Source organism: Paenibacillus sp. LS1, assembly GCF_026013365.1.
GTDB lineage: Bacteria > Bacillota > Bacilli > Paenibacillales > Paenibacillaceae > Paenibacillus.
Window position 1 is genome coordinate 355,867 of the sequence record NZ_JAPDOE010000001.1, and the last position, 25,298, is coordinate 381,164.

At 43.8% G+C, this 25,298-nt stretch carries 17 protein-coding genes and 1 riboswitch; of the genes, 14 read left to right on the top strand and 3 right to left on the bottom strand.

Annotated elements, in window-relative coordinates; all coding sequences use genetic code 11:
- Positions 1–57 precede the first annotated feature (57 nt).
- From OM416_RS01485 to OM416_RS01535, 11 genes are all read left to right on the top strand, one after another.
- Positions 58–1,587, top strand: coding sequence for a response regulator transcription factor (locus tag OM416_RS01485; protein WP_264926328.1), 1,530 nt, complete (start codon positions 58–60; stop codon positions 1,585–1,587).
- 17 nt (positions 1,588–1,604) lie between these two features.
- Positions 1,605–3,350, top strand: coding sequence for a sensor histidine kinase (locus OM416_RS01490; RefSeq protein ID WP_264926329.1), 1,746 nt, complete (start codon positions 1,605–1,607; stop codon positions 3,348–3,350).
- A gap of 135 nt (positions 3,351–3,485) precedes the next feature.
- On the top strand, positions 3,486–4,805 hold the full coding sequence (locus OM416_RS01495; protein WP_264926330.1) for an ABC transporter substrate-binding protein: 1,320 nt from the start codon (positions 3,486–3,488) through the stop codon (positions 4,803–4,805).
- Positions 4,806–4,879: 74 nt separating this feature from the next.
- The gene (locus OM416_RS01500) at positions 4,880–5,791 is read left to right on the top strand and encodes a carbohydrate ABC transporter permease (protein WP_264926331.1); all 912 of its coding nucleotides are present in this window, start codon (positions 4,880–4,882) and stop codon (positions 5,789–5,791) included.
- Between the two features lies 1 nt (position 5,792).
- Positions 5,793–6,605, top strand: coding sequence for a carbohydrate ABC transporter permease (locus OM416_RS01505; protein WP_264926332.1), 813 nt, complete (start codon positions 5,793–5,795; stop codon positions 6,603–6,605).
- Between the two features lie 59 nt (positions 6,606–6,664).
- Positions 6,665–8,746: a beta-galactosidase gene (locus OM416_RS01510; RefSeq protein ID WP_264926333.1), complete on the top strand. Its 2,082-nt coding sequence runs from the start codon at positions 6,665–6,667 to the stop codon at positions 8,744–8,746.
- A gap of 244 nt (positions 8,747–8,990) precedes the next feature.
- Complete coding sequence (locus OM416_RS01515; RefSeq protein ID WP_264926334.1) at positions 8,991–11,663, top strand: endo-1,4-beta-xylanase; 2,673 nt, start codon at positions 8,991–8,993, stop codon at positions 11,661–11,663.
- Positions 11,664–11,842: 179 nt separating this feature from the next.
- A riboswitch (TPP riboswitch) is annotated at positions 11,843–11,940 on the top strand.
- Between the two features lie 111 nt (positions 11,941–12,051).
- A complete protein-coding gene (tenA, locus tag OM416_RS01520) occupies positions 12,052–12,714 on the top strand; it encodes a thiaminase II (protein WP_264926336.1) in 663 nt (220 codons plus the stop codon).
- Between the two features lie 343 nt (positions 12,715–13,057).
- Positions 13,058–13,915, top strand: coding sequence for an ABC transporter permease (locus OM416_RS01525; RefSeq protein ID WP_264928763.1), 858 nt, complete (start codon positions 13,058–13,060; stop codon positions 13,913–13,915).
- 17 nt (positions 13,916–13,932) lie between these two features.
- Positions 13,933–14,811 carry a carbohydrate ABC transporter permease gene (locus OM416_RS01530; protein ID WP_264926338.1) on the top strand — a complete coding sequence of 293 codons (879 nt, stop codon included), beginning with the start codon at positions 13,933–13,935 and terminating at the stop codon, positions 14,809–14,811.
- A 60-nt stretch (positions 14,812–14,871) separates the two neighbouring features.
- The gene (locus OM416_RS01535) at positions 14,872–16,557 is read left to right on the top strand and encodes an extracellular solute-binding protein (RefSeq protein ID WP_264926340.1); all 1,686 of its coding nucleotides are present in this window, start codon (positions 14,872–14,874) and stop codon (positions 16,555–16,557) included.
- A gap of 66 nt (positions 16,558–16,623) precedes the next feature.
- On the opposite strand, the gene OM416_RS01540 is transcribed toward OM416_RS01535, so the two are convergent.
- Together OM416_RS01540 and OM416_RS01545 are read right to left on the bottom strand one after the other, a co-directional pair.
- On the bottom strand, positions 16,624–18,258 hold the full coding sequence (locus OM416_RS01540) for a response regulator (protein ID WP_264926342.1): 1,635 nt from the start codon (positions 18,256–18,258) through the stop codon (positions 16,624–16,626).
- On the bottom strand, positions 18,236–19,966 hold the full coding sequence (locus OM416_RS01545) for a sensor histidine kinase (RefSeq protein WP_264926344.1): 1,731 nt from the start codon (positions 19,964–19,966) through the stop codon (positions 18,236–18,238). Before OM416_RS01545 ends, OM416_RS01540 begins: the two co-directional genes overlap by 23 nt.
- Positions 19,967–20,175: 209 nt before the next feature.
- On the opposite strand from OM416_RS01545, the gene OM416_RS01550 reads away from it, so the two are divergent.
- Positions 20,176–22,455, top strand: a complete 2,280-nt coding sequence (locus OM416_RS01550) for a GH36-type glycosyl hydrolase domain-containing protein (protein WP_264926346.1) — start codon at positions 20,176–20,178, stop codon at positions 22,453–22,455.
- Here the strand turns inward: OM416_RS01550 and OM416_RS01555 are convergent.
- Positions 22,452–23,327, bottom strand: coding sequence for a helix-turn-helix transcriptional regulator (locus tag OM416_RS01555; protein ID WP_264926348.1), 876 nt, complete (start codon positions 23,325–23,327; stop codon positions 22,452–22,454). The genes OM416_RS01550 and OM416_RS01555 overlap by 4 nt on opposite strands.
- 162 nt (positions 23,328–23,489) lie before the next feature.
- Here OM416_RS01555 and OM416_RS01560 point away from each other — a divergent pair, with 162 nt between their 5' ends.
- Positions 23,490–24,260, top strand: coding sequence for an SIS domain-containing protein (locus OM416_RS01560; protein ID WP_264926350.1), 771 nt, complete (start codon positions 23,490–23,492; stop codon positions 24,258–24,260).
- A 57-nt stretch (positions 24,261–24,317) separates the two neighbouring features.
- Positions 24,318–25,265, top strand: a complete 948-nt coding sequence (locus tag OM416_RS01565; RefSeq protein ID WP_264926351.1) for a phosphotriesterase — start codon at positions 24,318–24,320, stop codon at positions 25,263–25,265.
- Positions 25,266–25,298 lie beyond the last annotated feature (33 nt).

Here is a 25,298-nt window from a genome sequence, read left to right on the forward strand (position 1 = left end):
TAAGCAAATATGATATAGGCTCGAATCGTGAGAGCTAGCCAGAAGGGTGATTTATATATGGAAATTCTACTTGTAGACGATGAACCGCTTGCCTTGGAAAATGTATACGAAATTGTTCCATGGGAGCAGTATGGATTTCACGTCATAGCCAAAACAACAAGTAGTTTGAAAGCGCTTGAATTGTTTCGCAAATACCGTCCGCTTATCGTCATAACAGACATTTCCATGCCGAATATGGATGGGCTGACATTAGGCAGAAAAATACAAGAATTGAATCCGGGAACCCGCCTGATCTTCCTGACGGCCTATCGCGATTTTGATTATGTACGACAGGCTCTTGAATTGAAAGCATCCAACTATGTCCTTAAGCACGAAATAAGTCAAAATCGCCTGCTCGATGAACTACTGCAAATCAAAGAAGAAGTCCAATTGGAGACAACCAAGCTCAACCGGTTGAAACAAAATATCATTTATGACATGGTTGCAGGCAAGGCTCAGTCCGAAGAACACACAGATGTCTTGCTCAGACCATTCCTTAAGGAGCTTAACGGATTACTTATTATGATTTATCTGAAGATCCCATCCCTGTACACGCTAGACGGAGAAATTCGCCACGAAGTGTCCCCACTGAATGAAATGATACTTAAAGAATTGGAGAAGTTACACGCGAACCAACATCAAGAGTTACATTGGCTTTCCATGTTTGCTACAGAGGATGGTGGACATATAGTAGTCCTTAAATGTATTAATCATCACAGCTATTTATTTTGTTGGAATGAGGTCCAGAGCTTTTCAAGATGGTTGCAGTCTCAATACGCAGTGTACACTCAAGCTCCAATTAGACCCAACCTATATGTGACTTTACTGACGAAACGGGAAGAACTGCACAGTAGCTTTCTAAAACTCCTCAGTGCATCGCGGAATGGTTTATTTTTGACCAATGGTACGGTATTCGCTGTGCAAACAGAATCTGATTCCTCTTTTTCTAATCAAACGGATGATCATCAGTTGTTACAATCCAGACTTAAACCTGTTATTGAAGCTCTGAACAAAGGTAACGCAGAGCTTTCCTTGTCTCTGCTCGATAGACTTTGGGATGAAATACTGGACAAGAATCAGGATGAGAAAGGACTGCGTTACGTTTTGCGAGAGCTGGGACGCGTCTTGTCAGATCAGTATCAAGCAGCACCTCATCTCTTGCTTGGGCGAAATAGTATGGAGATTAGAGATACCTTGAAGCAACTTATTCACACCTCCCTGGCTTCAAATCAAACGTATTCTCGTTGGGTGCTGAAAGCGATGGAATATGTTCAGGAACATTATGGGAATTCTGATCTGTCACTAGAGTTGATTGCTCAACACTTGCAAATTAGCATTGCCCATCTACGCGCCTTATTTAAAAGAGAGACGGGGCAAACTTTATCGGATTATATGACGGAGTATCGGATCGAAAAAGCAAAAGAAATGCTTCGACAAGGTCATTATAAAATTTATGAAGTTTCCGAACGAGTCGGGTATAACTCAAGTCAATACTTCTCAAAAGTATTTAGAAAATCAACCTCCAAACACCCAAAAGACTTCACGTAGGAAGCGGTGAAACAACGATGAAACAACGAATCAAACACAAAATTCTAGGCAGTGTTATTCTTATTGTCACATTATCATTAACTGCGTGCGGATTGCTCGCTTTAGGTTACTTTTACTCTTTACTTGAACGACAGACCCTCCGAGACGGGGAAATCCACTTGCAGCAGATCGAGGTGCAAATGAATCAACTTATTGAAGATATCCGCAAATATTCTGCTAATATGGCAAACGACGAATTGATCCAACAGTTTGCGACCAAGACCAACTATGATTCGATCTATAGTGAACTTTCCGCATATTCAGATGTTGTACAACAACTGACGAAATTCAATGTATTACGGGATTATTTGGATTCATCCGCTATTATTCGGACGGATGGCAGGGTGTTCTGGTCATCCCTTACCTTTGATACGTATTACCAGGATGAAATGAATAAGCCCTGGTTGCAAAATGTCCTCCATAATTCAGCCAAAAGCGGATTTACCCTTCCTCATAATTCGTCTCTTTCTGAAGGAAAACAGGTTATTAGTTTTTTTATTCGAGTGAGTGATACTTCAGGTGGAAGTGGGCTATTACTTCTAAACATTAGAATGGAAGCGTTCACGGATATTATCGGATATTTGGATTTGTCATTTGATCGATACGCCTGGTTTAACAACGGTACAGATTTACTTTTAAATCATGGTTTTACATCGGAAGACCACCCGATTATTGTAGAACAAGCGAAGAAGGCACTGCCTGAGAAGGTAGAACAGAAGGGATTTTACCTGAGCAAAAGTTTGCATAATACCGAATGGTCAATCATCACCTTCATATCTCGTGACCGTTTCTACGAGTCTATTCAGACTGCAATTATATATTTTTGCTTCTTTTTTGCTGTCTGCATAATATTATGCTTCTTGATGTTCACACCCCTTATTTCCAGTATGACAAGACCCATCTCATCCATGTCACGAGCGATGAAACAGGTCAGCATCGGTAATTACGATATTCAGTTAAACTTTAATACCAAAGATGAACTGATGATATTAAAACACGGATTTGAATCCATGATCAGCAGCATTGAACAACAAATGAGAGAACAACGGGAGCAAGAAAAGCGCCAACGTCGTATGTCCTCTGAACTCCTTTTCGCTCAGATTAACCCCCATTTTATATACAACACACTTAACACCGTGGTCTATCTATCACGAAAACGTCGACTCGAGGCGATAGAGGGCATGGTAGAAGCACTGATTGCCATTATGCAGGATGCTGTTCATGTAGGCGGACAAGACTTATTTACAAACCTTGAAAAGGAACGGACTCTTACACGACATTATGTAGTCATTCAACAATATCGTTATGCAGATCGTTTTGAGCTGGAGTGGGATGTTCCCGATGAGTTACTTGGCGCATGGATTCCGCGAAGTCTGCTGCAGCCGTTAGTAGAGAACTCCATTTTTCACGGGTTGTCTGAACTTGAGCATGGCGGACTAATTCGAATAAGCGCAATGCGGGAAGGTGATTCAATTATCGTTTCCGTAGCCGATAACGGTAGTGGAATGGAAGCTTCCACGTTAGACCGTCTGTTGAATGGAGGAAAGGGTCAACTAGCACAAGTGAATGAGAGTGGTACGAAAAATATCGGCATCCGTAATATTCAGCAACGAATTCAATATTTGTGTGGAGAAACTTATGGATTGGAAATGAGAACGGGAGTGACAGAAGGCACAGAACTGCGATTACGATTACCTTACATGGAGACACCTCCAAATTTGTAAGCGGAATCATCGAATAGTATACAAAACCATCGATTTGTCCCATTGTTCCGAATTTTGGGGTTAGATAGACTAAAAGAGCAGGGAAACAAGCACAACTGATGGTCGAACTACACAATGCAAAAGGGGGAATTCATCATGCAAAACACAATGAAACAAAAGCGATGGACTATCATGCTGTCAATCTTTATGGTAGTTGCATTACTGGCCGGCTGTGGTTCTAAAGATGAAGGTTCAGACAAGGCTGCAGAACAAGGTCAGGCGGTGGATTCAGGCACAATTACAATGTGGGGGTGGAATAAAGCTTTTTATGAGCCCACAGTCGAAGCTTTTAGCAAAAAGTATCCAGACATTAAAATCAATTTTGTTGAGGTTGCTGCCAAGGATTACTTGAAAAAAATCCAAACTTCCGTTGCTGCTGGAGGCGATCTGCCTGATATTATTTGGGGAGAAGCAGGCTTTCGCGGTGCATTATTTGCATTAAACATCCTCGACGATCTCGAAAGCGCACCTTACAACTTTGATAAGTCATTGCTATTGGATTCAGTAGTTCCCCAGTTGCAAAATGACGCAGGAAAACTCGTCTCACTTCAATGGTCTGTTTCGCCAGGTGCGATGGCATACAAACGCGATCTAGCCAAGCAGTATTTTGGAACGGATGATCCGGAAAAATTGGCAGCTATGCTACCGAATTGGGACACATTCATCGCAAAAGGTAAGGAACTCAAAGAAAAAAGTGGTGGCAAAACGTCTATGCTCGCTGGCATGATGGACGCTTACACCATCGTATATCCACAATACCCTGAGCAATTTATTAAGGGGGATGAAGTGGATACTCAAGCAGTCACTTCTATTTTCACTACTCTAGAAAACATTAGAAATGCGGACATCACTGCTAAGCTGGACATGTGGTCTCCGACTTGGAATGCTTCGTATGCTCAGGATAACGTATTGTTCTATCCTGCTGCAAACTGGACACCAGAATTCGTCATTCAGCCGAATGACAAAAACAGCGACGGGCGATGGGGACTCATGCTTCCTCCAGATGGCGCGTACAGTTATGGAGGAACATCGCTCGGAATTTGGAAAGATTCGAAGAACAAAGGTATCTCGTGGAAGTTCCTGGAGTGGTTTGCTGCAAGTAAAGAGGGTGGCGATCTGAATATGAAAATTGATGAATCACTCGTACCTTTAAAATCCTTGTTCGAGGATCAGACTATATTCTCATCCGGAGCTGACAGTTATTATGGCGGCCAAGATCTTGGCTTGTTCTGGACAGAAAAAGTTCTTCCAACAATGAAGAGTAACCCGTACACCAGATTTGATCAGGATATTTACAACGCTTCATCTCTTGCGATGCAAACGTTTACGAAAGATCCTTCTTATCATGCTGGACAAGCTCTAGAAAACTGGAAGAAGGAACTGCAGAAAAACCATCCGGAAATTCAGTTTAAATAGCAATCCAGTGATGGATAACCGGCAGAAAGTTGCCGGTTATCTTTTATTAGAACACACAGAGAGGAAGTCAAATCATGAAAGTCATGGCAAAACACAAATGGCCGTATTTGTTTATTACTCCGTACTTCTTAGCCTATGCCGTATTCGGTCTGTTCCCGTTGCTCTTTACATTGTACATCAGCTTCACGAATTGGGACTTGTTTGGCAATCACGATTTCGTTGGCTTCGATAATTACAAGCAGTTGTTTTTTCATGATGCCTATTTCTGGAGGTCTCTAGGAAATGTACTTTTATATCTTGTTGCATATTTACCGGCGCTCGTTATTGTCGGGATGTTATGCGCCAATATGATCGAGAGCAAATTTATCCGAAGTAAAGGTTTATTCCGTTTGGGCATTTTTACACCTTATATGACAACTCCGGTCGCTATAGGTATTATATTCGCCATGGTTTTTGACTGGCAGGGTGGAATGTTGAACAACTTCCTCGTTCAGATTGGTATTATTAGCGAGAAAATTAACTGGATGGGAGAAGCAGATACGGCAAGATGGATCATTATTTTGATGATGTTCTGGAAAAATCTCGGTTACTTTATTATGTTCTACTGTGCTGGTATGGCAAGTGTGGAGCCATCCATATATGAAGCAGCTGTTGTCGACGGCGCCTCACCTAAAGACGTATTTCTTCACATTACGATCCCTTTGCTGAAACCCATTAACCTATTTCTAATCATCACTTCAATTATTGCAGGACTGCAGCTCGTAGAAGAACCGATGCTAATGTTTAGCGGATGGGCTTCAGGCTCAGCTCTTGTGGGAGGACCAGAAGGTTCAGCATTTACACCCATTTGGTACATGTTTGATGCTGCATTTAATGGCTCCTCATTCAAATACGGTAAAGGCGCAGCAATTGCCTATTCGACATTCTTGTTTATTGCCCTATTCTCACTTGCAGGCATCAAATGGCTGAATCGGAAGGAGGACTAACATGAGAATTTCAAAATGGTCCGTTATGATCATTTTATCGCTGATCACGATCCTGTTCCTGCTTCCATTTTACATCATGGTCGTTATGGGGACCTACTTCTCTGAAGATTTGTTCAAACAGCTTCCTTTACTCCCAGGCAGTTATTTTATCAAAAACCTAAAAACTGTTCTGTCTGGCGGCTTCCTGCTTAATTACTGGAACAGCTTTTATGTCGCCGTGCTATTTACTGTGATTTCTGTCGTGATGTCAGCCATAACGGGATACGCATTCGGGAAGTTTAATTTTCCAGGAAAAAAAGTGTTCTATTTGATCATTTTGTTTACGATGATGGTGCCTGGACAATTAGGGCTCATTGCCTTTGTTATGGAAATGAAGTTCTTTCATTTGAACAATACGCATATCCCGCTGCTTATCGGAGCATTGAACAACGCGTTTGGCGTTTTCTTCATGACACAATTCAGCCAATCCAGTGTGCCTACGGAAGTGATTGAAAGTGCACGTATTGATGGATGTGGAGAGCTTTCGATTTTCTTCCGAATTGTTACGCCTTTTTTAATGCCTGCCCTCAGCACACTTGGGTTGCTTGCATTTCTGGGTTCGTGGAACAATTATCTGCTACCGCTTGTAACGTTAAACGAACCTGAACTGTACACCCTTCCGCTGGGTATTGCTAATTTATCAACCATGTTCCGTACCGACTATTCGGCCAGTATCCTTGGCCTTACACTAGGAACGCTTCCGTTAATCGTTATTTTTATGTTCGGTTCTAAAACACTCGTTAGAGGTTTGACTGGAGGCGCAGTTAAAGGATAAATATACAAAGACTGTCCGCTTTAACATATCACTATGATCATAGGAGGCACATTCAAATTATGCTAAAAGATCAAAGAAGATACGAAGGAAATCAATTTTTGCTTGGCGTTTGTTATTATCCGGAACATTGGAACCAGAATATGTGGAAAGATGATTTTGAACGAATGGCGGAAATGGGATTTAACGTCGTACGAATGGGTGAGACGGCTTGGAATATTATGGAGCCGAGCGAAGGGGATTATAAGTTCGAGATGTTCGACACAGCAATCGAACTGGCTGCTGCCGCTGGACTGAAAGTTATTATGGGAACACCCACGTATGCCCCTCCGGCATGGTTGACAACGAAATATCCAGAAGTACTTCGTGTGGACTTTCGTGGCGTTCAAATGGAGCACGGTTCCAGAAGGCATTACAACTATACTTCTGCAGAGTACTTGCGTCTCTGCGAGGCTATAGTTACAAAAATGGCGGAACATTATAAGACGAATGATTCTATTATCGGTTGGCAGATTGATAATGAGTTGAACTGTCACTCAGATGTTAGTTTCGCAGACAGTGACCATAACGTTTTCCGTCAGTGGTGTAAAGAGAAGTATAAGGGCGATCTGAATGAACTGAATATCGCTTGGGGGACGGCTTTCTGGGCACAAACTTATAATTCCTGGGAGCAAATATGTCTACCAAAACCCACAGTCACGTATCATAGCCCAAGTCAGTTGCTAGATTTTTACCTTTTCACTTCTGAAAGCACCATTCGGTTTGCGGAATTGCAATATAATATATTAAAGAGAACCCTACCCGAGGAACAGTTTATCACTCATAATGGACTATTTAGCAATATTGATAACTATGAATTAACGGAGCGTACCGTCGACTTCATGTCATATGATTCCTACCCTGCATTCCAGCTGCTTCGTACAGACATTAAATATCCGAATAAGGACCGACTCAGTGGTAAACATCTCAGTCGTGTGCGAGGTTTATCGGCTAAATTCACTGTATTAGAGCAACAAGCTGGACCAGGTGGTCAAGTCGGAAATGTGTTGAACGCGGATCGTAATGATTATTTACAAGCAACACCAAAACCAGGTCAAATGAGACTCTGGACTTGGCAATCCATTGCTCACGGAGCAGACGGAATTCTGTACTTCCGTTGGAGAACATGTCCTTACGGAGCTGAATCGCTGTGGCATGGGCTTAATCTATATGGAAATCAGCCGCATTGGAGGCTGGATGAAGCCAGACGTGTCGCTGAGGAAACCAGCAAGCTGGAGCAAATAATCATCAACACGGACGTCGAGGCAAGAGCAGCAATTATGTATGATTACGCCAATGACAGTAACGTAAAAATTGAACGATATACCGGTTATGAATATTGGAATAGTGAGGAACAGGTGTATTTATCCTTGTCCGAGCGTCATCTGGGTATAGATATGCTGTCCAAGCAAAATTTGAATACAGTTCGTGACCTGAGCCAATATGAGCTTTTGTTTTATGTAAATGCTCAACTGCTAACTGTTGAAGATGCGGAGAAGCTGACGGCTTATGTTGAGCAAGGAGGAACGCTTGTACTTGGCCCACGAAGTGGTTATAAAGATGATCGAAATCAGGCTTATATGACTGCTTCTCCTGGCGTATTACAACATTTAACCGGCGTTCACATCAGTGATTTCACGATGCTTAATCCGGATGAGAAGAATGAATTATGTTTTAATCATAAACCGGCACAGACGCCAAGTCATGTGTTTAACGAAATATTAAAGCCGGATTATACCCGAGGTGTAGAAGTTGCTGCCACATATCAGAGCGACTATTACGCAGGTGAACCCGCAGTAACGATCAGGAAGCTGGGCAAAGGAAAAGTCATCTATTTTGGTACATTCTTCACTTTTGAAAGCACAAATATGTTACTTGATATGCTTCAAATAGCGGACCCGGTTATGCCTTGGGCAGAAATTCCGAAATCCGTTGAAGTTATCACAAGGAAAAGGGCTGCAGGAGAGTACTATATACTGCTAAACTATGCTAAGGAACCTGCAACTGTCCAATTAAAGCAGGCTATGACTGAAGAAATATCCGATAAGCTTCTTGAAGGTAAAGTAGTGATTAACCCTTATGATGTTTGGGTGTTGCGTGCCTAAATATGTATAATCTCTTCGGACGTTGCCATGAATTTATGGCAACGTCCTTTTTGGGTTGAATTTGATTAGCCTTTTGTGGTCGAACTCCAACTTCCTAAACTCATGCGAGATTACCAAATGATAACATTTTGTTATCATTATTAGCATTTTGTTATATGTAAGCGCTATCCAAAGAAATATAATCCATTTATCTGGATGTTAATCCGTTCAGAAATACTGAGACCCAATCAAGAGGAGGAATTGTATGAAACGGTTACGTCAATGGAATATTGCAGCTTTGGTTCTTGTGCTTGTACTCGGGATGCTTCCATTTTCAAATGTCTCACATGCAGCCAAGGCAGTTACGGAATTGGAGGGAAATCATGTGAGTACAAACTTTGAAGACGGTACGCTTCAGGGATGGACTCCACGTATCGGTAACGAAAGCCTGACAGCGACACAGCAGGAAGCACACGAAGGTCAGTCCAGTATGCTGGTTACCAACCGTGAGCGCTCCTATCATGGACCAATGCTATCCATGAAGGATCTGCTTGAGCGTAATCAAGAGTACGAAATTACGGCATATGTAAGACTTACCCAGGAGCCCACCACGAATCAAACACTACAGCTCACCGCATATAAAAAAACAACTGCCGAAAGCTGGAATCCGATCGGCAGCGTGAAGATTGCCAAGGCAGAATGGAATACCTGGCACAAGATCACCGGAAAATTTCAGTATAGCGATGATCCCACTGAATTGAATTTGTTCATCGAAACACCATACATCTCCGATGATAGCGTAGATACGTTATCGTTCTATGTGGATGATGTATCATTTACTCTGGCCAAGCAACTGGAGATTGAAGAAGGGATTCTGTCTCTGGAGGACCTGTATCAAGATGATTTCCCCATTGGAGCAGCGGTGTATCGCTGGCAGTTGGATGGCGCATATGGACAACTGCTCACGAAGCACTTTCACAGCCTAACAGCAACCTATGAGATGAAACCGAAGTACATGTCTCCTTCCGAAGGTGTTTATGAGTTCGAGGCAGCGGATCAATATGTGCAGTTTGCCGAAGAACATGGGATGGGTGTACGCGGACATGCGCTATTGTGGCATATTGACGCAGCAGAGTGGATGCTAAAGGATCCCCAGGGTAACCCTGCGAGTCGAGAATTACTGCTTGCCCGGATTCAGAATTACGTTGAAACCGTTATGACCCGATACAAAGGTAAGATCTATGCTTGGGATGTGGTAAACGAGGCGATTGCGGATAGCAATGGTGACGTCAACGGTTTACGTAAAAGTCCCTTTTATGAACTCATCGGGCCGGATTACATTGAAAAGACCTATGAATTCGCTCGTGCAGCCGATCCGGATGCCAAATTATACTACAACGAATACTTCACGGAAATCCCTGAGAAAAGAGAGCATATGGTTCAGTTGGTCAAACGACTGAAAGAGAAGGGCCTCATCGATGGAGTAGGTTTACAATCCCACTATAACCTGGAATCCCCGCCCATCGAGGAAATTGAAAAAACGATCAACATGTTCGCCGAACTTGGATTGGATATTCAGATCACGGAACTGGATGTCGATAGCGGAATTCCATTCGGTGAAGATATGCCGGAAGAAGTTGCAGTAAAACAGGCGTATCGATATAAGGAACTGTTGGATTTGTACAAAAAACATAAAGACCACATTTCTTCAGTTACCTTATGGGGACTTCAGGATGAAAAGTCTTACAACAATCAGGCGATGCTTTTTGATTCAGCCCTAAAAGCCAAAAAAGCATACTGGGGACTCGTGGATGAATCCAGCTTGCCTGTTATGACACAGAGAGCCGTATCACTTTCAGGTAAACCGGATATCAAAAAACAGTCCTATGATCTGCTCTGGAACAAAGCGGTGTCTACTCCACTGAAGGGCGATTCTTCGGCATCAGCCAGTTTTCGCACCTTATGGGATCAAAGTAACCTGTATATCCTTGTGGATGTTCAGGATGCGAAGGCAGATGTGAATGACAAAGTAGAACTCTTTGTCGATCTCAATAATGGCAAGACCACCTCCTATGAAGCAGATGACCGACACATAATCATAAAGCGCTCGGGCAAAGCTGAGGGCGCGGAGCGGCGTTCATATCGTGTACGTGAGACAAAAACTGGATATTCGGTTGAATTGTCCATTCCATGGGGTGGTATACAAGTCGGATCAGAATATGAAGCCGGTTTGGATATCCGTGTGACTGATGGCGCTGCAAGTGGGACACAACCTTATAGTCCACTGTACTGGAATGATCGAACACAATCTCAGGAACAAGATACAAGCAAATACGGCGTGATTCAACTTGCCCCTATGCCCAAATCTGCACAAGCTGTGCAAGGGATTATTCAGATTGATGGGAAGAAAGACGCCCTATGGAATAAGGCTGTACCATTTGAGGTAAAACGGTTGAATCAGAACGAAGGTGCAGAGGCAGTGGCTCGCGCAATGTGGTCAGGTGAGTATCTATATCTGCTGATCGACGTCACTGATCCAAACATCATAACAGATAGTATCAATCCATGGGATCAGGATTCGGTTGAGATTTTCCTGGATGAGAATCACCAGCGCACACCGTATTTTCAATATGATGATGCCCAGTTCAGAATCAGTGCAGACAATGTGGGAACCTTTGCAGGCAGTGCCTCACCCGGACGTCTTGTAAGTGCTGTGAAGAAAACGAATAAAGGATATCTCGTAGAAGCCAGAATCAAATTACATTCACTGACGCCCAAAGCAGGAGATGTTCTCGGTTTCGATCTTCAAATTAATGACAATCAGGGCGGAGGCAAGCAGAACGTAGCCAAATGGAATGATACGACCAATGAAAGCTGGAGAAATACTTCCCAGTACGGAATACTCACTTTTGTCGGAAAGAACAAACTCGGGCATTAAACCGTTCGCAGTAGCAGCAAAAATGGAAACTATCATGACAATGGTAAAACTCAACCTTTGTTATGATGGTTTTCATAGTTTAAATACGTCACCGAAGCTGATGAGGGGCGATAAAATCTGTCTTGACTATATTTAACAGCCATTGATATACTAAATGGACGTTATTTTCAACTACATACAACCGTTTGCGAGGGAGCCTTAACCGGCTGAGAGGGTGTTAAACCGACCTTACCTGATTTGGATAATGCCAACGTAGGGATGCAACGATGAAACGCTGTACTTGGGTAGCTCATGCCAATCCCTTGTTGTAGTGTATTTGTCTGCGAAACATCCTATGGATGTTTCGTTTTTTTGTTTTTAGATCGTACAATCTGAATTGGAGGAACACATGTTGACTATTTCAGAGCGACTATACCAGGCAGCACAGCCTGTGTGGAAGGAATGTCTTGAGCATCCCTTTGTTAAAGGGATCGGAGATGGTTCCTTACCGGTTGAACAATTTCGTTATTATTTGCTGCAAGACTACTTATACCTGTACGATTATGCCCGTGTATTTGCACTTGGCATCGTCAAGTCGCACGACCCCAAATTGATGCAGTTTTTTAGTAAAAACGTAGATAACATCCTGAATGGTGAAATGAAAATTCATCGTTCTTATATGGAGCGATTAGGAATTACAGAGGATCACGTTTTTCAGGTAAAACCTGCACTGAAAAATGCAGCCTATACTAACTATATGCTCTCTGTTTCCCATGCGGGCGGCATAGCAGAAGTACTCGTATCCATTCTGGCCTGCTCATGGAGCTATGCAGAGATTGGTCAAGTCCTTGCCCAAAAACCAGGTGCAGCTGATCATCCCTTTTATGGAGAGTGGATTACAGGATATGCTTCCTCTGAATACAACAGTAGCAATCAATCCCTTGTGACGTTAACGGATAAGCTATTAGAAGGCTGTAGCGAGGAAACGTACCAACGGATGGAAGATATTTTCGTGATGTGCAGTCGCTTCGAGCTTGATTTTTGGGAGATGTCATGGAGGCTGGAGCCTTGAGTTCACTGTTTGTTAATTCAATTAGAGAGTAGCGTCCATAAACAGGATGTTGCTCTCTTTTTCTCTATCCGTTGTGCAAAACAGCCTGCTAACCTTACTTCTATATTAACAATTTGTTATGGAAGTTATTGTTTTATCATGTTGACTTCAGAGCGACGAATCTATACTGAATATACGGAGATACACCTGAGTACGGCTCGTATCTCTGGAGACAGTAGAGAAGGGGAGCGCACGAATGAATAATGCAAAAGAGACAACACCAATTGGAGCCGAAGTGAAGCGTCCGAGTCCTCGGCGTCCCCATCGCAAAAAAAGCTTCAAGCGTACGCTGGTACTGGATCTCATGTTGTTGCCAGCGGTAGTCTTGACGTTCATATTTGCGTACATACCGATGGGCGGATTGGTCATTGCTTTTCAGGATTACAAGCCCTGGCTTGGGTTTGCCAAATCTTCCTGGATTGGCCTGGAGCATTTCCGATTCTTGTTCAGCATGCAGGAGAATGTGCAGGTGATCTGGAACACCCTGATTATTGCCGGCATGAAACTGATAGGAGGTCTGATTGCACCACTGATATTTGCCTTGCTGCTGAACGAAGTACGAAAAGAACCCTTTAAGAAAACAATACAGACTTTCGTTTATCTGCCGCATTTTCTCTCCTGGGTTATCCTTGGTGGAATATTGCTGGACATGCTGGCAACGAAAGGCATGATCAATCAATTTCTCGGAGCAGTGTTTGGTCTTGAACCTATCTTTTTTCTGGGGGATGGTACCTGGTTTAGAACGGTCGTTGTCACAAGCGATATCTGGAAAGAATTCGGATTCGGGGCGATTATCTTTCTCGCCTCGCTGGCAGGGATTAACCCGGCGCTGTATGAAGCTGCTGAAGTGGATGGAGCGAACCGCTGGCAACAAACCTGGTCCATTACGATTCCTTCCCTTATACCGATTATGATCGTAGTAGGAACGTTATCCCTGGGCAATATCTTGAATGGAGGATTTGACCAAATTTTCAACCTGTATAATCCGCTGGTTTACGATAAGGGTGACATCATTGATACCTTTGTCTATCGAGTAGGTCTTGTGGATGGCAAGTTTGGATTCTCGGCAGCAGTCGGCTTGTTCAAATCGGTGGTCGGATTCGTTCTGATCGTGATCGCATACCGAGCAGCTTACAAATTTGCGAATTATCGTATTTTCTAGGAAGGAGACTTGATGACATGTATCATAAAACCAAACCCTACAAAGTATTCACTGTGTTCAATTATACGTTTCTTATTCTGTTATCCTTGCTCTGTATCATTCCATTGATCCATATTCTTGCGGTCTCCTTCAGCGGGAAAGCAGCTGCCAACGCCAACCTGGTTGGACTCTTTCCGGTGGAATTTACGTTAGACGCGTACGCCAAAACATTAGTTAATGAAAATTTCTTGCGTTCCCTGTGGATCGCTGTACAACGAACGGTACTGGGAACACTCGTGAGTATGATCGTTGTGACTCTCGCGGCATATCCACTATCCCGGGAGAATCGTAATTTCAAAAGGCGGAATCTATACACGTGGTTTTTTGTATTCACGATGCTGTTCAGTGGCGGATTAATTCCATTCTACATTCTAATTCAGAAGCTGAATTTGTTGAATACGATGTGGGTGCTGATTCTCCCTGGAGCGGTATCCGTCTGGAACATGATCCTGTTGTTGAATTTCTTTCGCAACGTCCCCAAAGAGCTGGAAGAAGCAGCCTTCATTGATGGTGCAGGTTACTTTCGAACTTTGATTCTTGTGTTTTTACCTGTGTCGATGCCAGCCATTGCCACGCTATCCCTTTTCTCGATGGTAGGCCACTGGAATGCTTGGTTCGATGGATTGATTTTTTTGACGGATCACGAAAAATATCCGCTTGCGACTTTCCTCCAGACAATCATTGTACAGCAGGACTTTAGTAAGGTGTCCGTACGTCCTGAGGACCTGGAAAATATCTCGCAACGAACGATCAAAGCCGCTCAGATTTTCATTGGCATGGCGCCCATTTTGATTGTGTATCCATTGCTGCAGCGCTTTTTCGTTAAAGGGATTGTGCTTGGTGCTGTGAAGGAATAACACGAGGTCAATGCATTTAATAGGTTAATTCAATTAATTTCATTTATGGGGGAGACAAATATGTTTAAAACATGGAAAAAGCCGCTTCGTATTTTACTGGCTACCACGATGCTGTCCGGTGTACTCGCGGCATGTAGCAGTGAACCTACATCTGAAACCGAGACTAGCGGTGGTGATGGTTATTATTCCGCCCAGTTTGAGAATGGAAAGTATGTAGAGCCAGTCACGATCTCAACAGTTTTTCCGATCACGAGCAGTCTGAAATTCAAAAATGGGGAGAACATCGAGAATAACGTCCATACCAAGTGGGCCAAAGAAACGCTCGGAATCGACATCAAATATCTGTGGACCGTCAGCGAACAGAATAATGCGTACCAGACCAAACTTCGTCTCATGTTGACATCTGGTCAGAAAATGCCGGATATTATCTCCTTCCGCGGTGACCCTACGCTAATCAGTGATTTAATTGAATCGGGTCAATTCACGGATGCGGGAGAACTGTTCGATAAATATGCATCGGATACGTACAAAAAAGCAATGGCGGAAGATCCGAACGTGTGGAATCCATATATCCGTGATGGTCAAAGAATGGCACTTCCCATCCTGGAGAACGCACACAACAATGATCCAGTAATGTACATTCGGGAGGACTGGCTCAAAAATCTGAATTTGAAAGCGCCAACAACACTCGCCGAACTGGAAACAGTTATGGATGCTTTCGTAAACCAGGACCCGGATGGAAACGGTGTGAAGGATACCATTGCTTTATCCGTAGGTTTTAAGAATAACCTGAATACATGGATGTCCGATTCCGGCTGGATTTTCGGAATGTTCGGAGCGATGCCTAATCAGTGGAACAAAGCGCCGGACGGCTCGCTGGTTTACGGCTCAGTTCAGCCTGAGATGAAGCCAGCACTTGCCAAGATGAACGAATGGATGACTAAGGGCTATATTGACAAAGAAGCAGGCCTTTATGACGAGACCAAGGCAACTGAGGCATTCACCGCAGGAAAGTCCGGTATCATTGTTGGCCCGTACTGGATGACAGGCTGGCCCATCCCGGATCTGGAAAAAAATGTGCCGACGGCTGAATACAAGGCTTATCCGCTTCCCGCCGGTCCTGACGGCAAGATTGGACGTCATGGAACGCCAATTAGTGCAGGAGCTGTTCTGATCAATAAGGATATGAAGCATAAAGACGCTTTCTTTGTATATCAGAACTATCTGTACGATAACTGGGCTAATCCAGAGAGCACAACATTCGTAAACGGATTTGCTAAAGGCTATGACTATGAGATAGGTCCAGACGGAGAGGTATATAAAGAGCTGCAAAGCGACAAGATCCCAGGTGGTTGGATCGATGCTATACGTTATACGTTAACTTTTGATGGGGCGATAATACCTAATCTGATGATGAGTACATTGGCCAAGCTTGCAGACGGTCAAAAGCCAGCCAATCAGTATGAGAAGAACTTGTCGGAACGAATACCTGAACAGATCATGGCAGCCAAGATTGTCATCGACCAGAAAGATATTGTTATGCCTGAGATGTTCACGGGTGTACCAACAAAAACGCAGGTATCCCGGGGCGATATGCTGAGCAAGTTGGAAAAAGAAGTATTGAATAAAATCATTTATGGCCAATCCCCAGTCGATGATTTTGACAAATTCGTTGAACAACACTCGACTTCGGGAGGCAAAGAAATTACTGAAGAAGTGAACGCGTGGTATGATACTGTGAAATAAATTACTAACCGCACTCGATGTACACTGGCGAATGAAGCCTGTGTGCGTCAAGTGCGGTTTTTTTCTTCATTGCTCCCGGTAATCTTGAGGCGTCATACCGAATTTGTCACGGAATACCTTGATAAAATATTGGGAGTTAGCGTATCCCAGTTTGTCGGAAATCTCATAAATTTTATCCTGCGAATGGTTAAGCAAGTACACGGCAAGGTCCATTTTGACGCTTAGAATATACTCACTCAAGCTTATCCCTTGAAGTTGTTTGAACAGCTTAGAGACATAGACCGGATGCAATGACACATGATCTGCAATGGACTGAAGACTGAGCGAATCCAGACTATTGGATACAAACGTCTGGATTTGATGAATGACATCATGTTGTTCATCAAAAGACTGTTCTTCCAGCTTCGTTCGCAGCCGTTCAAGAATATTTCCAGCCCAATCCGTAAGTTGCGATACCGAACGAAATGCAACACGTGGAATCCATTCGTTACCGACCAGATCTGATAACAGCGTATGATTTTTGTGGGCAATGTAATGATAGGCGGATAATAATACAATTCGAATCTCATCCAGATGTTCTTCTGTTTGTTCAGGCAGAGCACTGTATGCAGCCTCAATTCGGTGCAGACGCTCTTGGAACGATTCCCACTGTCCCGTCTCGAGCAAGTGATTAAAGGTTGGTGGTTCATACAGAATATGCAATGACCGAACGGAAAGGGTACGTGACCTCTCTGCGAGGGAGAGGAAATACCCTGTGCCATTGCCTACTTGCTTTTTTAGCGCCGAAATGGCTTGCTCATGCATATCACGGATATCCTGCTGGAGTGTGCCCCTATGGCTGAGGATAACGGAAATACCTCCGTTCAGGTATTCGTTGACATTGTGATGCAATTGCAAGGAAAGATGTGTAAGATCCTGCTGCTGCTTCATAGACTGCTCGTTGTGCATCGTCACTGAAGGGGCACTTAACGCGCTCGTCCCAACAGGCTTCAACAGAAATACCAGGTAATCGTGATGATCGCGACAATGCCAGGTATGAAAAGCCATGTTGAATAACTCACATGCAATATTGGTCACGGCATATTCAAACAGCTGCAGACTGCTCGTTGTATGTCGGGTGAAATGTTCTTCCAGCCGAACGAGAATGAGCTGAACATCATCTCCGTCCCTGAAGGGCAGATGATAATGTTGCAACTTGTCGTTCAGTAAATCTTCTGTATAACGGTTACCCTCAATCAACTGATTCAGCAGCTTGTCCTTCAGCGAAGGCAGATGTTCTCGAAACGAGTTCATTGCTTGTTCATAGGATAAGGCTCTGCGAATCTGATCTTCGATCGATAGCACCGTTTTTTCTAGACAGGCTCCTAATTTTTCCACATCAAGCGGTTTTAACAAATATTCCACAACGCCATGTTTGGTCGCTTCTTTAGCGTACTCGAACTCGGCATAACCGGTGAGCAAAATGCAGGGCAGGTTGGGTTTTACAGCCTTGATCTGTCGGATCAGTTCCAATCCGTTTAAGACAGGCATTGAAATATCGGTAATGACAATATCTACGGTCTGTTCATCCAGAATCGATAAAGCTTGCATACCGGAGTAAGCCTTGTGAATGCGCTCAATACGATATTGATGCCATGGAAACGAGATCTCAAGATCGTCAATAACATATGATTCGTCGTCAACTAATAGTACCTGATGCATCTGCAATATCCTCCTTATGTATGGTAATGATGCACAGGGTTCCTTCGGATAAGCTGGAATGAATAAACAATCCCGATCGTTTGCCGTATGTGAGCCTTATTCGCTGATTCACATTACGTACCCCTGTTCCGATTTGTTCTTCCGGACGGGTCAATACATCCATATGTTTGCGAATCTGTGCTAGTCGGTCCGCCGGCATTCCTACGCCGTTGTCCGCAACCGTTATACGTATAGCCTCTTCATTTTGCTCCGCTCGAATCGTAATTTGGCCTGAACCCATGGAGGGCTCGATGCCATGTTTGACGCCATTTTCAACCAGCGGCTGCAAAATCATGCGCGGGATACGGATGGAGAGAAGTTGGTCCGGCACATGGATATCAAAGGTAATACTTTTTTTACGCATATGTATGATGGACATGTAATGATTCACAAAACGAAGTTCTTCGCCCAATGTGGAATCCATATCTTCAATTCGGTGAATGTAACGGCAATAGGAAGCCAGCTCCAAGGTCATGGCTGTAACGGATTCATAATCCTTTATACTGGATTTGCTTTGAATATAGTTGAGGCAGTTGTACAGGAAATGTGGATTGATCTGGGCCTGATATTGCTTCAGCCGGGCCTCTTTGACGGAAATCTCCCCAAGCAGAACCTGTTCAATCAACGTCTGGGTATTCTCGGCCATCCGATTGAATGATCGACCCAATATTCGGAATTCCAGGGTGTGTGTTTCATCGACACGGCTTGAGAAATCTCCCCGGTCGAATCGGTCAATTGCTTTACGCAAACGAATGATCGGCTGTTGAACCTGATTACGCAGAGCCAAGCTGTACAAAAGAGAGAGCAGAAGCAGAGCAATAAGTGCCAGCACAAACAATGTATTGTTACGTGAAATCGATTGTCGAAGCTGACTGGTGGGATGATAGTCGATAAAGTACAAGTCCAGAATACTCGCTTTCATATAACTAATGAAATAGTCCTTGTCCTGAAATGAGATATCGAAGAAGCCACTATCATTCCTGATCTGTGGAATAACCTGAGAATCGGCTTGTGCAAGTTGAAGAGAGCCTGTTCCCCGGATCGCGGTTCCATAATGGGAATCATACAGCATCGGGGTCCCGGAAGTGTATTCTGACATCATTTTCTGCAGCACATCCAGTGAGATCCTGATTTCGATGTACATGGGACCTCGATGTCCTTTGGTAAGATGAGAATAATATCCTGTACCGTCCTTGTTCATGTGCAGCGTCCATTGATTGAGCGGATCTTCGGACATGGAGAACGGTCGAAATGAAAATTCGGGATCAGAAGATACGGTATCCTCTTGGTCCGGATAATAGAGAATAATTGTATTGTTCCATGAGGTTGAAGCACTGTTAAGAGCCAACTTGTCAATCAGCTCAAGTTTGGCTTTATATTTCGCAAAGTCATTTCCGTAATGAAGTACATACGTGTAACCCCTGACGGATTGATCCTCCGATAATGTGAGCGCATTCATTAATACCTGTTCAAATTGATTAGACAGTTGAGAGGACATGAATCGTACTTCACCGAGTTTGTTCTTTTGCAACTCACGCTGAATTTCTTTTACGTTTAATTGATAGATCCACCAGAAGATAAGCACGATGAGCACAAACATCAAAACCAGACCCAGCGCCAGTTTTTGAAAAATAGATCCATTCTCTATTGCATACTTTGCTTTCAACATGTGGTTTCCTCCCATACAACGAGAACGATAAAGCTAAGCTTTATTTTACAATATCTTTCTCTATTAATCACCCAATTCCCTAATCTGAAGATAGTGCAATGGATTGTAAACATAAGCGAAGCAATGTGCTCCAGCTATACATATAATGAAGAAAAAAGGCACACAACACATCCATGAATATTCGTAGAGTGAAGGAGATGAATATCAATATGAATCCTATAGAAAATTCATATAACAACGATATTGGAGAATGGATGAAAGATACAGTAGGGCTTCCTTGTTTCGATTATATCGGGGAGATTCCTTATTCCTCCAGATTACCTGACGGTAGAGCCGTTAAACTACCCGAAGATCCGTGGTTTCTATTAGGAAATTATCAGCTAACACTTTTTACACATGTCAGTGGAGAGTATGAGTTAATTACAGGACAGCGATCCTGGGGACGCATGAATCAGGGCGAGACCAAGAACTCCGGGATGAATCGGTCTGTGCTGGATATTCTGGATGGCGGTAATATAAAAGAATCCATCACGCTAACCGGAATGCAGTCTCTGTCTGCAGATCCATCTGTATGCAAACGCAGCTTCGGTTGCGGGTTCGCGAATTATGCATACACGATTGGAAACCTGTCGGTCGAAAGGAATTTGTCTGTCAAGCCATCGCTTTCTCCCTATGACGGAGCATCAGCTTTTCTGCTTACAGTGACGATCCACAACAGAGATGATCAAGAGGTGGACTTGGCTTATTTCGAGGCAGTAACCGCGAAATACAAGGAGATTCAGTATCAGACTGTAGCACCGGAATCTGCCAAAGTACAGTATCAAACTTCGGTATTTCGCGATGATAAGAACCAGCGAATCGGGGTTCAATTTCAAAGTGTTGCGGATGATCCACTGTTGTTCCCTTCCAGAGAATCGATGTCCCAATACGAGGGATTTCCACCGTCTCTGTTCATGCAGTCGGTTTCTGGCGATACAGATCTAAGCCATAACAACAGTGAAATCTCTGCCCGACATGCGTTTACGATACCAGCCGGCGAGAAGAAAGTCGTTCAGCTGATCATTGGATTCGCGTTCGAAGATGAGCCCGTTGGCATTGAAAAAATCGTAAAAGAGCTTGCGGTACAGCCAAGTGAGGGAAGTACGCTGGATAATCGGCAAGGTCCAGCTTCCGCATTTGCCCAAGAATGGTTGAATATTATTCCTTCATTTGAAGATGAAGCGGATAATCAGCTCAGGCAGGAACTGAGGTGGCATGCTTACGTCTTGGAGGCCATGGCAACCTATAGCCATTTTTACAAAGAGACCAAGATTCCTCAAGGCACCATTTACGATTACGATTGGGGAGTTCATGCCAGTGCGAGGGACAACTTTCAACACGCGCTCCCATTGGTGTACTACAATCCGCAACTGGCGCGCAGCGTGCTGCTCTACATGCTAAAGCGAACAACGCCGTTCGGAGAGATTCGTCTGGTGGAAACGGGTCATGGGTATGCGGGGAACGAACGATACTTTACGAGTGACCAACAATTGTTTTTCTTCATGTTGATCTCTGAGTATTTGAGCGTTACCGGTGATTATGCATTTTTGAAAGAGGAGACTGAGCCATATCCTGTCATTGATCAAGCCAAGACAACTGTACTGGATATGGTGGAAAAATGTTTCCTTTTTCTGCTAAGCGATATCGGAGTGGGTTCACATGGGCTGGTCCGGCTACTGAATTCAGATTGGAACGATGCAGTCTATTATATTGTTGACGTTCCATATAACAAGGTGTTATTCACGGGTGAATCTCACATGAACTCTGCGATGGCCATTAGCATTCTCCAACAACTGATCCCTGAACTTCGTAATGCGCAAAAGGTACCTGCCATGGCAACGTTCGGAGCCAAAATCGACAACCTCTGCACCAGTATGAATCTGTATCGATCGTCTGTTCTGGATGCATTCATGAAGGATATGGGGAGCAGGGCATTTCCAAAGCGTATGTATTTCAATGATCAAGCCTATGGCGAAGACAATATGTTTCTTGAACCTCAGGGTTACACATTAATGATCGATGAGCTGCCCATTGAACGAAAGCAAATATTGTACAGTGAGCTCTCTCAACGGCTATATTCGGGAGAAACCTTGGGCGCACGTGAGCAGCAGCAACCTGAATTTGAAGATGAACACTTCGATAAAGGCTCGAGAGAGAACGGAGGATTCTGGTGGGCATTGAATGGTCCTGTCATACTGGGTGTTTTGCAATTTGACCGTGTAGAAGCCAAGAGACTACTTCAAAACATGACATTTGCTAACTACGCCCAATCGTTCCCGTCATACTGGTCCTCTTATTGGTCCGCTTCTGACAATGTGGAGTCTTCCTTAATTCCCGAAGTTGGATTACCTGACCAGTCAGATGACTATGCCGCCATCCCGGTCTTTTGCGCTCATCCTCACGCCTGGATTCTATACTGCTGGCTGAAACTCAATACACCATCGGCCTAATTCATTTGCCGTCTGTATTGTTGCGGAGTCATTCCAAAATGTTTTCTGAAGGTTCGGTTGAAGTATGACACATTGTTGAAGCCGGACTCCATGGCGATGCTGATGATACTATCCTCCGATGTGGTGAGCTTGAGACAAGCATATCGAAGTCTTCTTTTGATGATATAAGCAGAGACAGGCGTGTTCATGACGTTACTAAAAAAAGTGGAGAAGTAATTTGGATTCATATGCACTTTATCAGCTAGTTCCTGAAGGGTTATCGACTCTGTAAAATGGTTGTCTATGTGGTTAATAGCCTCAATAATCCGTATATATTCATTCTGAAACTGAAGCACTTTCTCGGAATACTGGCTGGTTGTTTCGAAGCTTCGGTACAATATCGCAAGCATTTTCAAAAGAAGAGCTTTGATGACCAGTCTATATCCGGTTGCTTGTTCATTCCATTCCTGTTCGATATCGAAAATGATCTGACCGATATTCTCTGAAATCTGGTTGTCTCGGGTCAGACGATGCTTAAAATGGTCAGACCATTCATAGAAGGCCTTGATATATTGATAATCCATCTGCTCATTCTGCCAGATCAGATCTGGATCAAAAACAATGATCTTAAGTTCCATCTCTTGCGAGGTGCTTAGAGCGGCGTGGTATTCGTAGTTGTTGATGATAAAGATATCATCCTTCTCAATAGGATAAGAACTGTCACCAATGAGATACGTGCCGCCAGAAGCCACAGCGTAATTAATCTCAAGACAATAATGATTATGCATAAACATCGTTCCATTTTCACGGTCATCCCTTGAGAAACCTTTACCATTGTAAAATGCGAACGGAAAGTTTTTTTCCAGGAGAATGAATTCGGTTTTGTATTCCATCGATATTCCCTCTTTTGGCGTAATGGTATCAACCGTATCGTATGCTATATCTGAAGATCGTGCAATTACTTATTAAATGAGGGCAAGGCGCTGGCAGGGCGGCCATGATTGGACGTTCGATGGGGTATACACAAAACCAATAGAAAAGGATGGTAAATAAACATGGAAAAAGTGTACAGCGACTATTTCAAAGCCGGAGAAAACATCATTCGAGATATTCACGATACGCAGATTGAGCATATTGAACAAGCCTCGCAACTGTTTGCACAAAGTATTGCCTCGGATGGGTTGGTACATATGTACGGTTCCGGACATTCGCGTATGGCCGTTGAGGAAGTGTTCCCGCGTTACGGGAGTTTCCCAGGTTTCCATCCGATCGTGGAACTGTCCATGACCTTCCATAATCAGGTCGTCGGTGCAAACGGTCAGCGTCAGGCGATGTTTATTGAAAATATAGAAGGACTGGCGAATCGGATCATGCGCAACTTTGTGTTTAAACCCGAGGACAGTTTCCTGCTCTTCTCAACCAGTGGAACCGGAAATGTCGTCATTGATATGGCTTTGGAAGCACAGGAACGCGGACTGCCGGTAGTGGCAATAACAGGTGTGGAGAACAGCATTCAATCGGCGCCTAAACATTCCACTGGCAAAAAACTATTGGATATCGCAGATATCATCATTGATACATGTGTTCCTCCTGGCGATGCAGCTGTTCAGATTGATACACTGAAATATCCTGTGGGGCCAACATCCACCATTGCTAATACGTATATTGTCAATCTGATCAAAGTACGTACTGCCGAATTATTGACTCAAGCAGGCCAGCCACCGCTGGTGCTCACAAGTGCTCATTTTATCGGTAAAGAAGCATCGGAACAAGTATTTGAAGAAACTTATGACGATTACCGAAGAAGAGTGTGGCGTAATCAGTAAGAGTGAACCAACCCATGGTACAAGAGTCAAACTTCTACAAAGAGAGCAGGGACACGGGTGAGTACAAGTGTTATACAGACCACTTCCGGTAAAATACCAGTGGATGCCATTCATTACGCACATAGTCATGAACATCTCTATACACATGCTACACCAGCCATCGCAGCTGAAAAACCGGAAATGGTGTTGGACAGTGTCCAACGAATCGGTGAAGATATTCAGCTATTCAAGGCTGCTGGCGGAAACTTGATTGTTGAGATGACAACGGTGGACTACGGAAGAGATGTTGCAAAATTGCATGATATAGCAGTTAACAACGACATTCACATCATCACCGCCGCAGGTTTCAACAAAGGATCATTTAACCGTGGCCTGCTAGAACACCAAACTATTAATGATGTGACAGCTTATTTACTACATGAACTCGTTCACGGCGTTGGAGAAACCGGGATTTTGCCTGGAGTATTGAAAATAGGAACCAGTCTGCGCTGTATCCAGCCATGGGAAGAGATCGGATTACGCGCTGTCGCCAGAGCGAGTAAGGATAGCGGTGTCCCGGTATCCACACATACCCAAGAAGGTACGATGGCTGAAGAACAACTCGATTTGTTTAAGGCCGAAGGACTGTCCCCGGATCACATTGTACTGTGTCACCTGGATCAAAATCCAGACTTGGAACTGCATCGAAGACTTGTGGAACGGGGCGCCTTTCTAAGCTATGATTCGATCCCCAAACCGCAATATAAAACGGAGCTGCGTTCAATCCAGTTTATATCGAAATTGGCTAAAGCAGGGCTTCACACTCAAATTGTAGTTGGTGGTGATTTTTCGAGAAAAGGGTACTACAAAGGATATGACGGCACCATTGGACTGGATTACATTCTAAAAACCTTCATTCCTAAACTCCGGTCATACCTCGAAGATGAGGGACAGAATGCTCAGAAGATTATCAACGACATCATGCGAGAGAATCCCAAGCGAGCATTCGCACTGCGTCATCCATGAAATTGAAGCATCTGGAAAGGCGATCCAAAGATT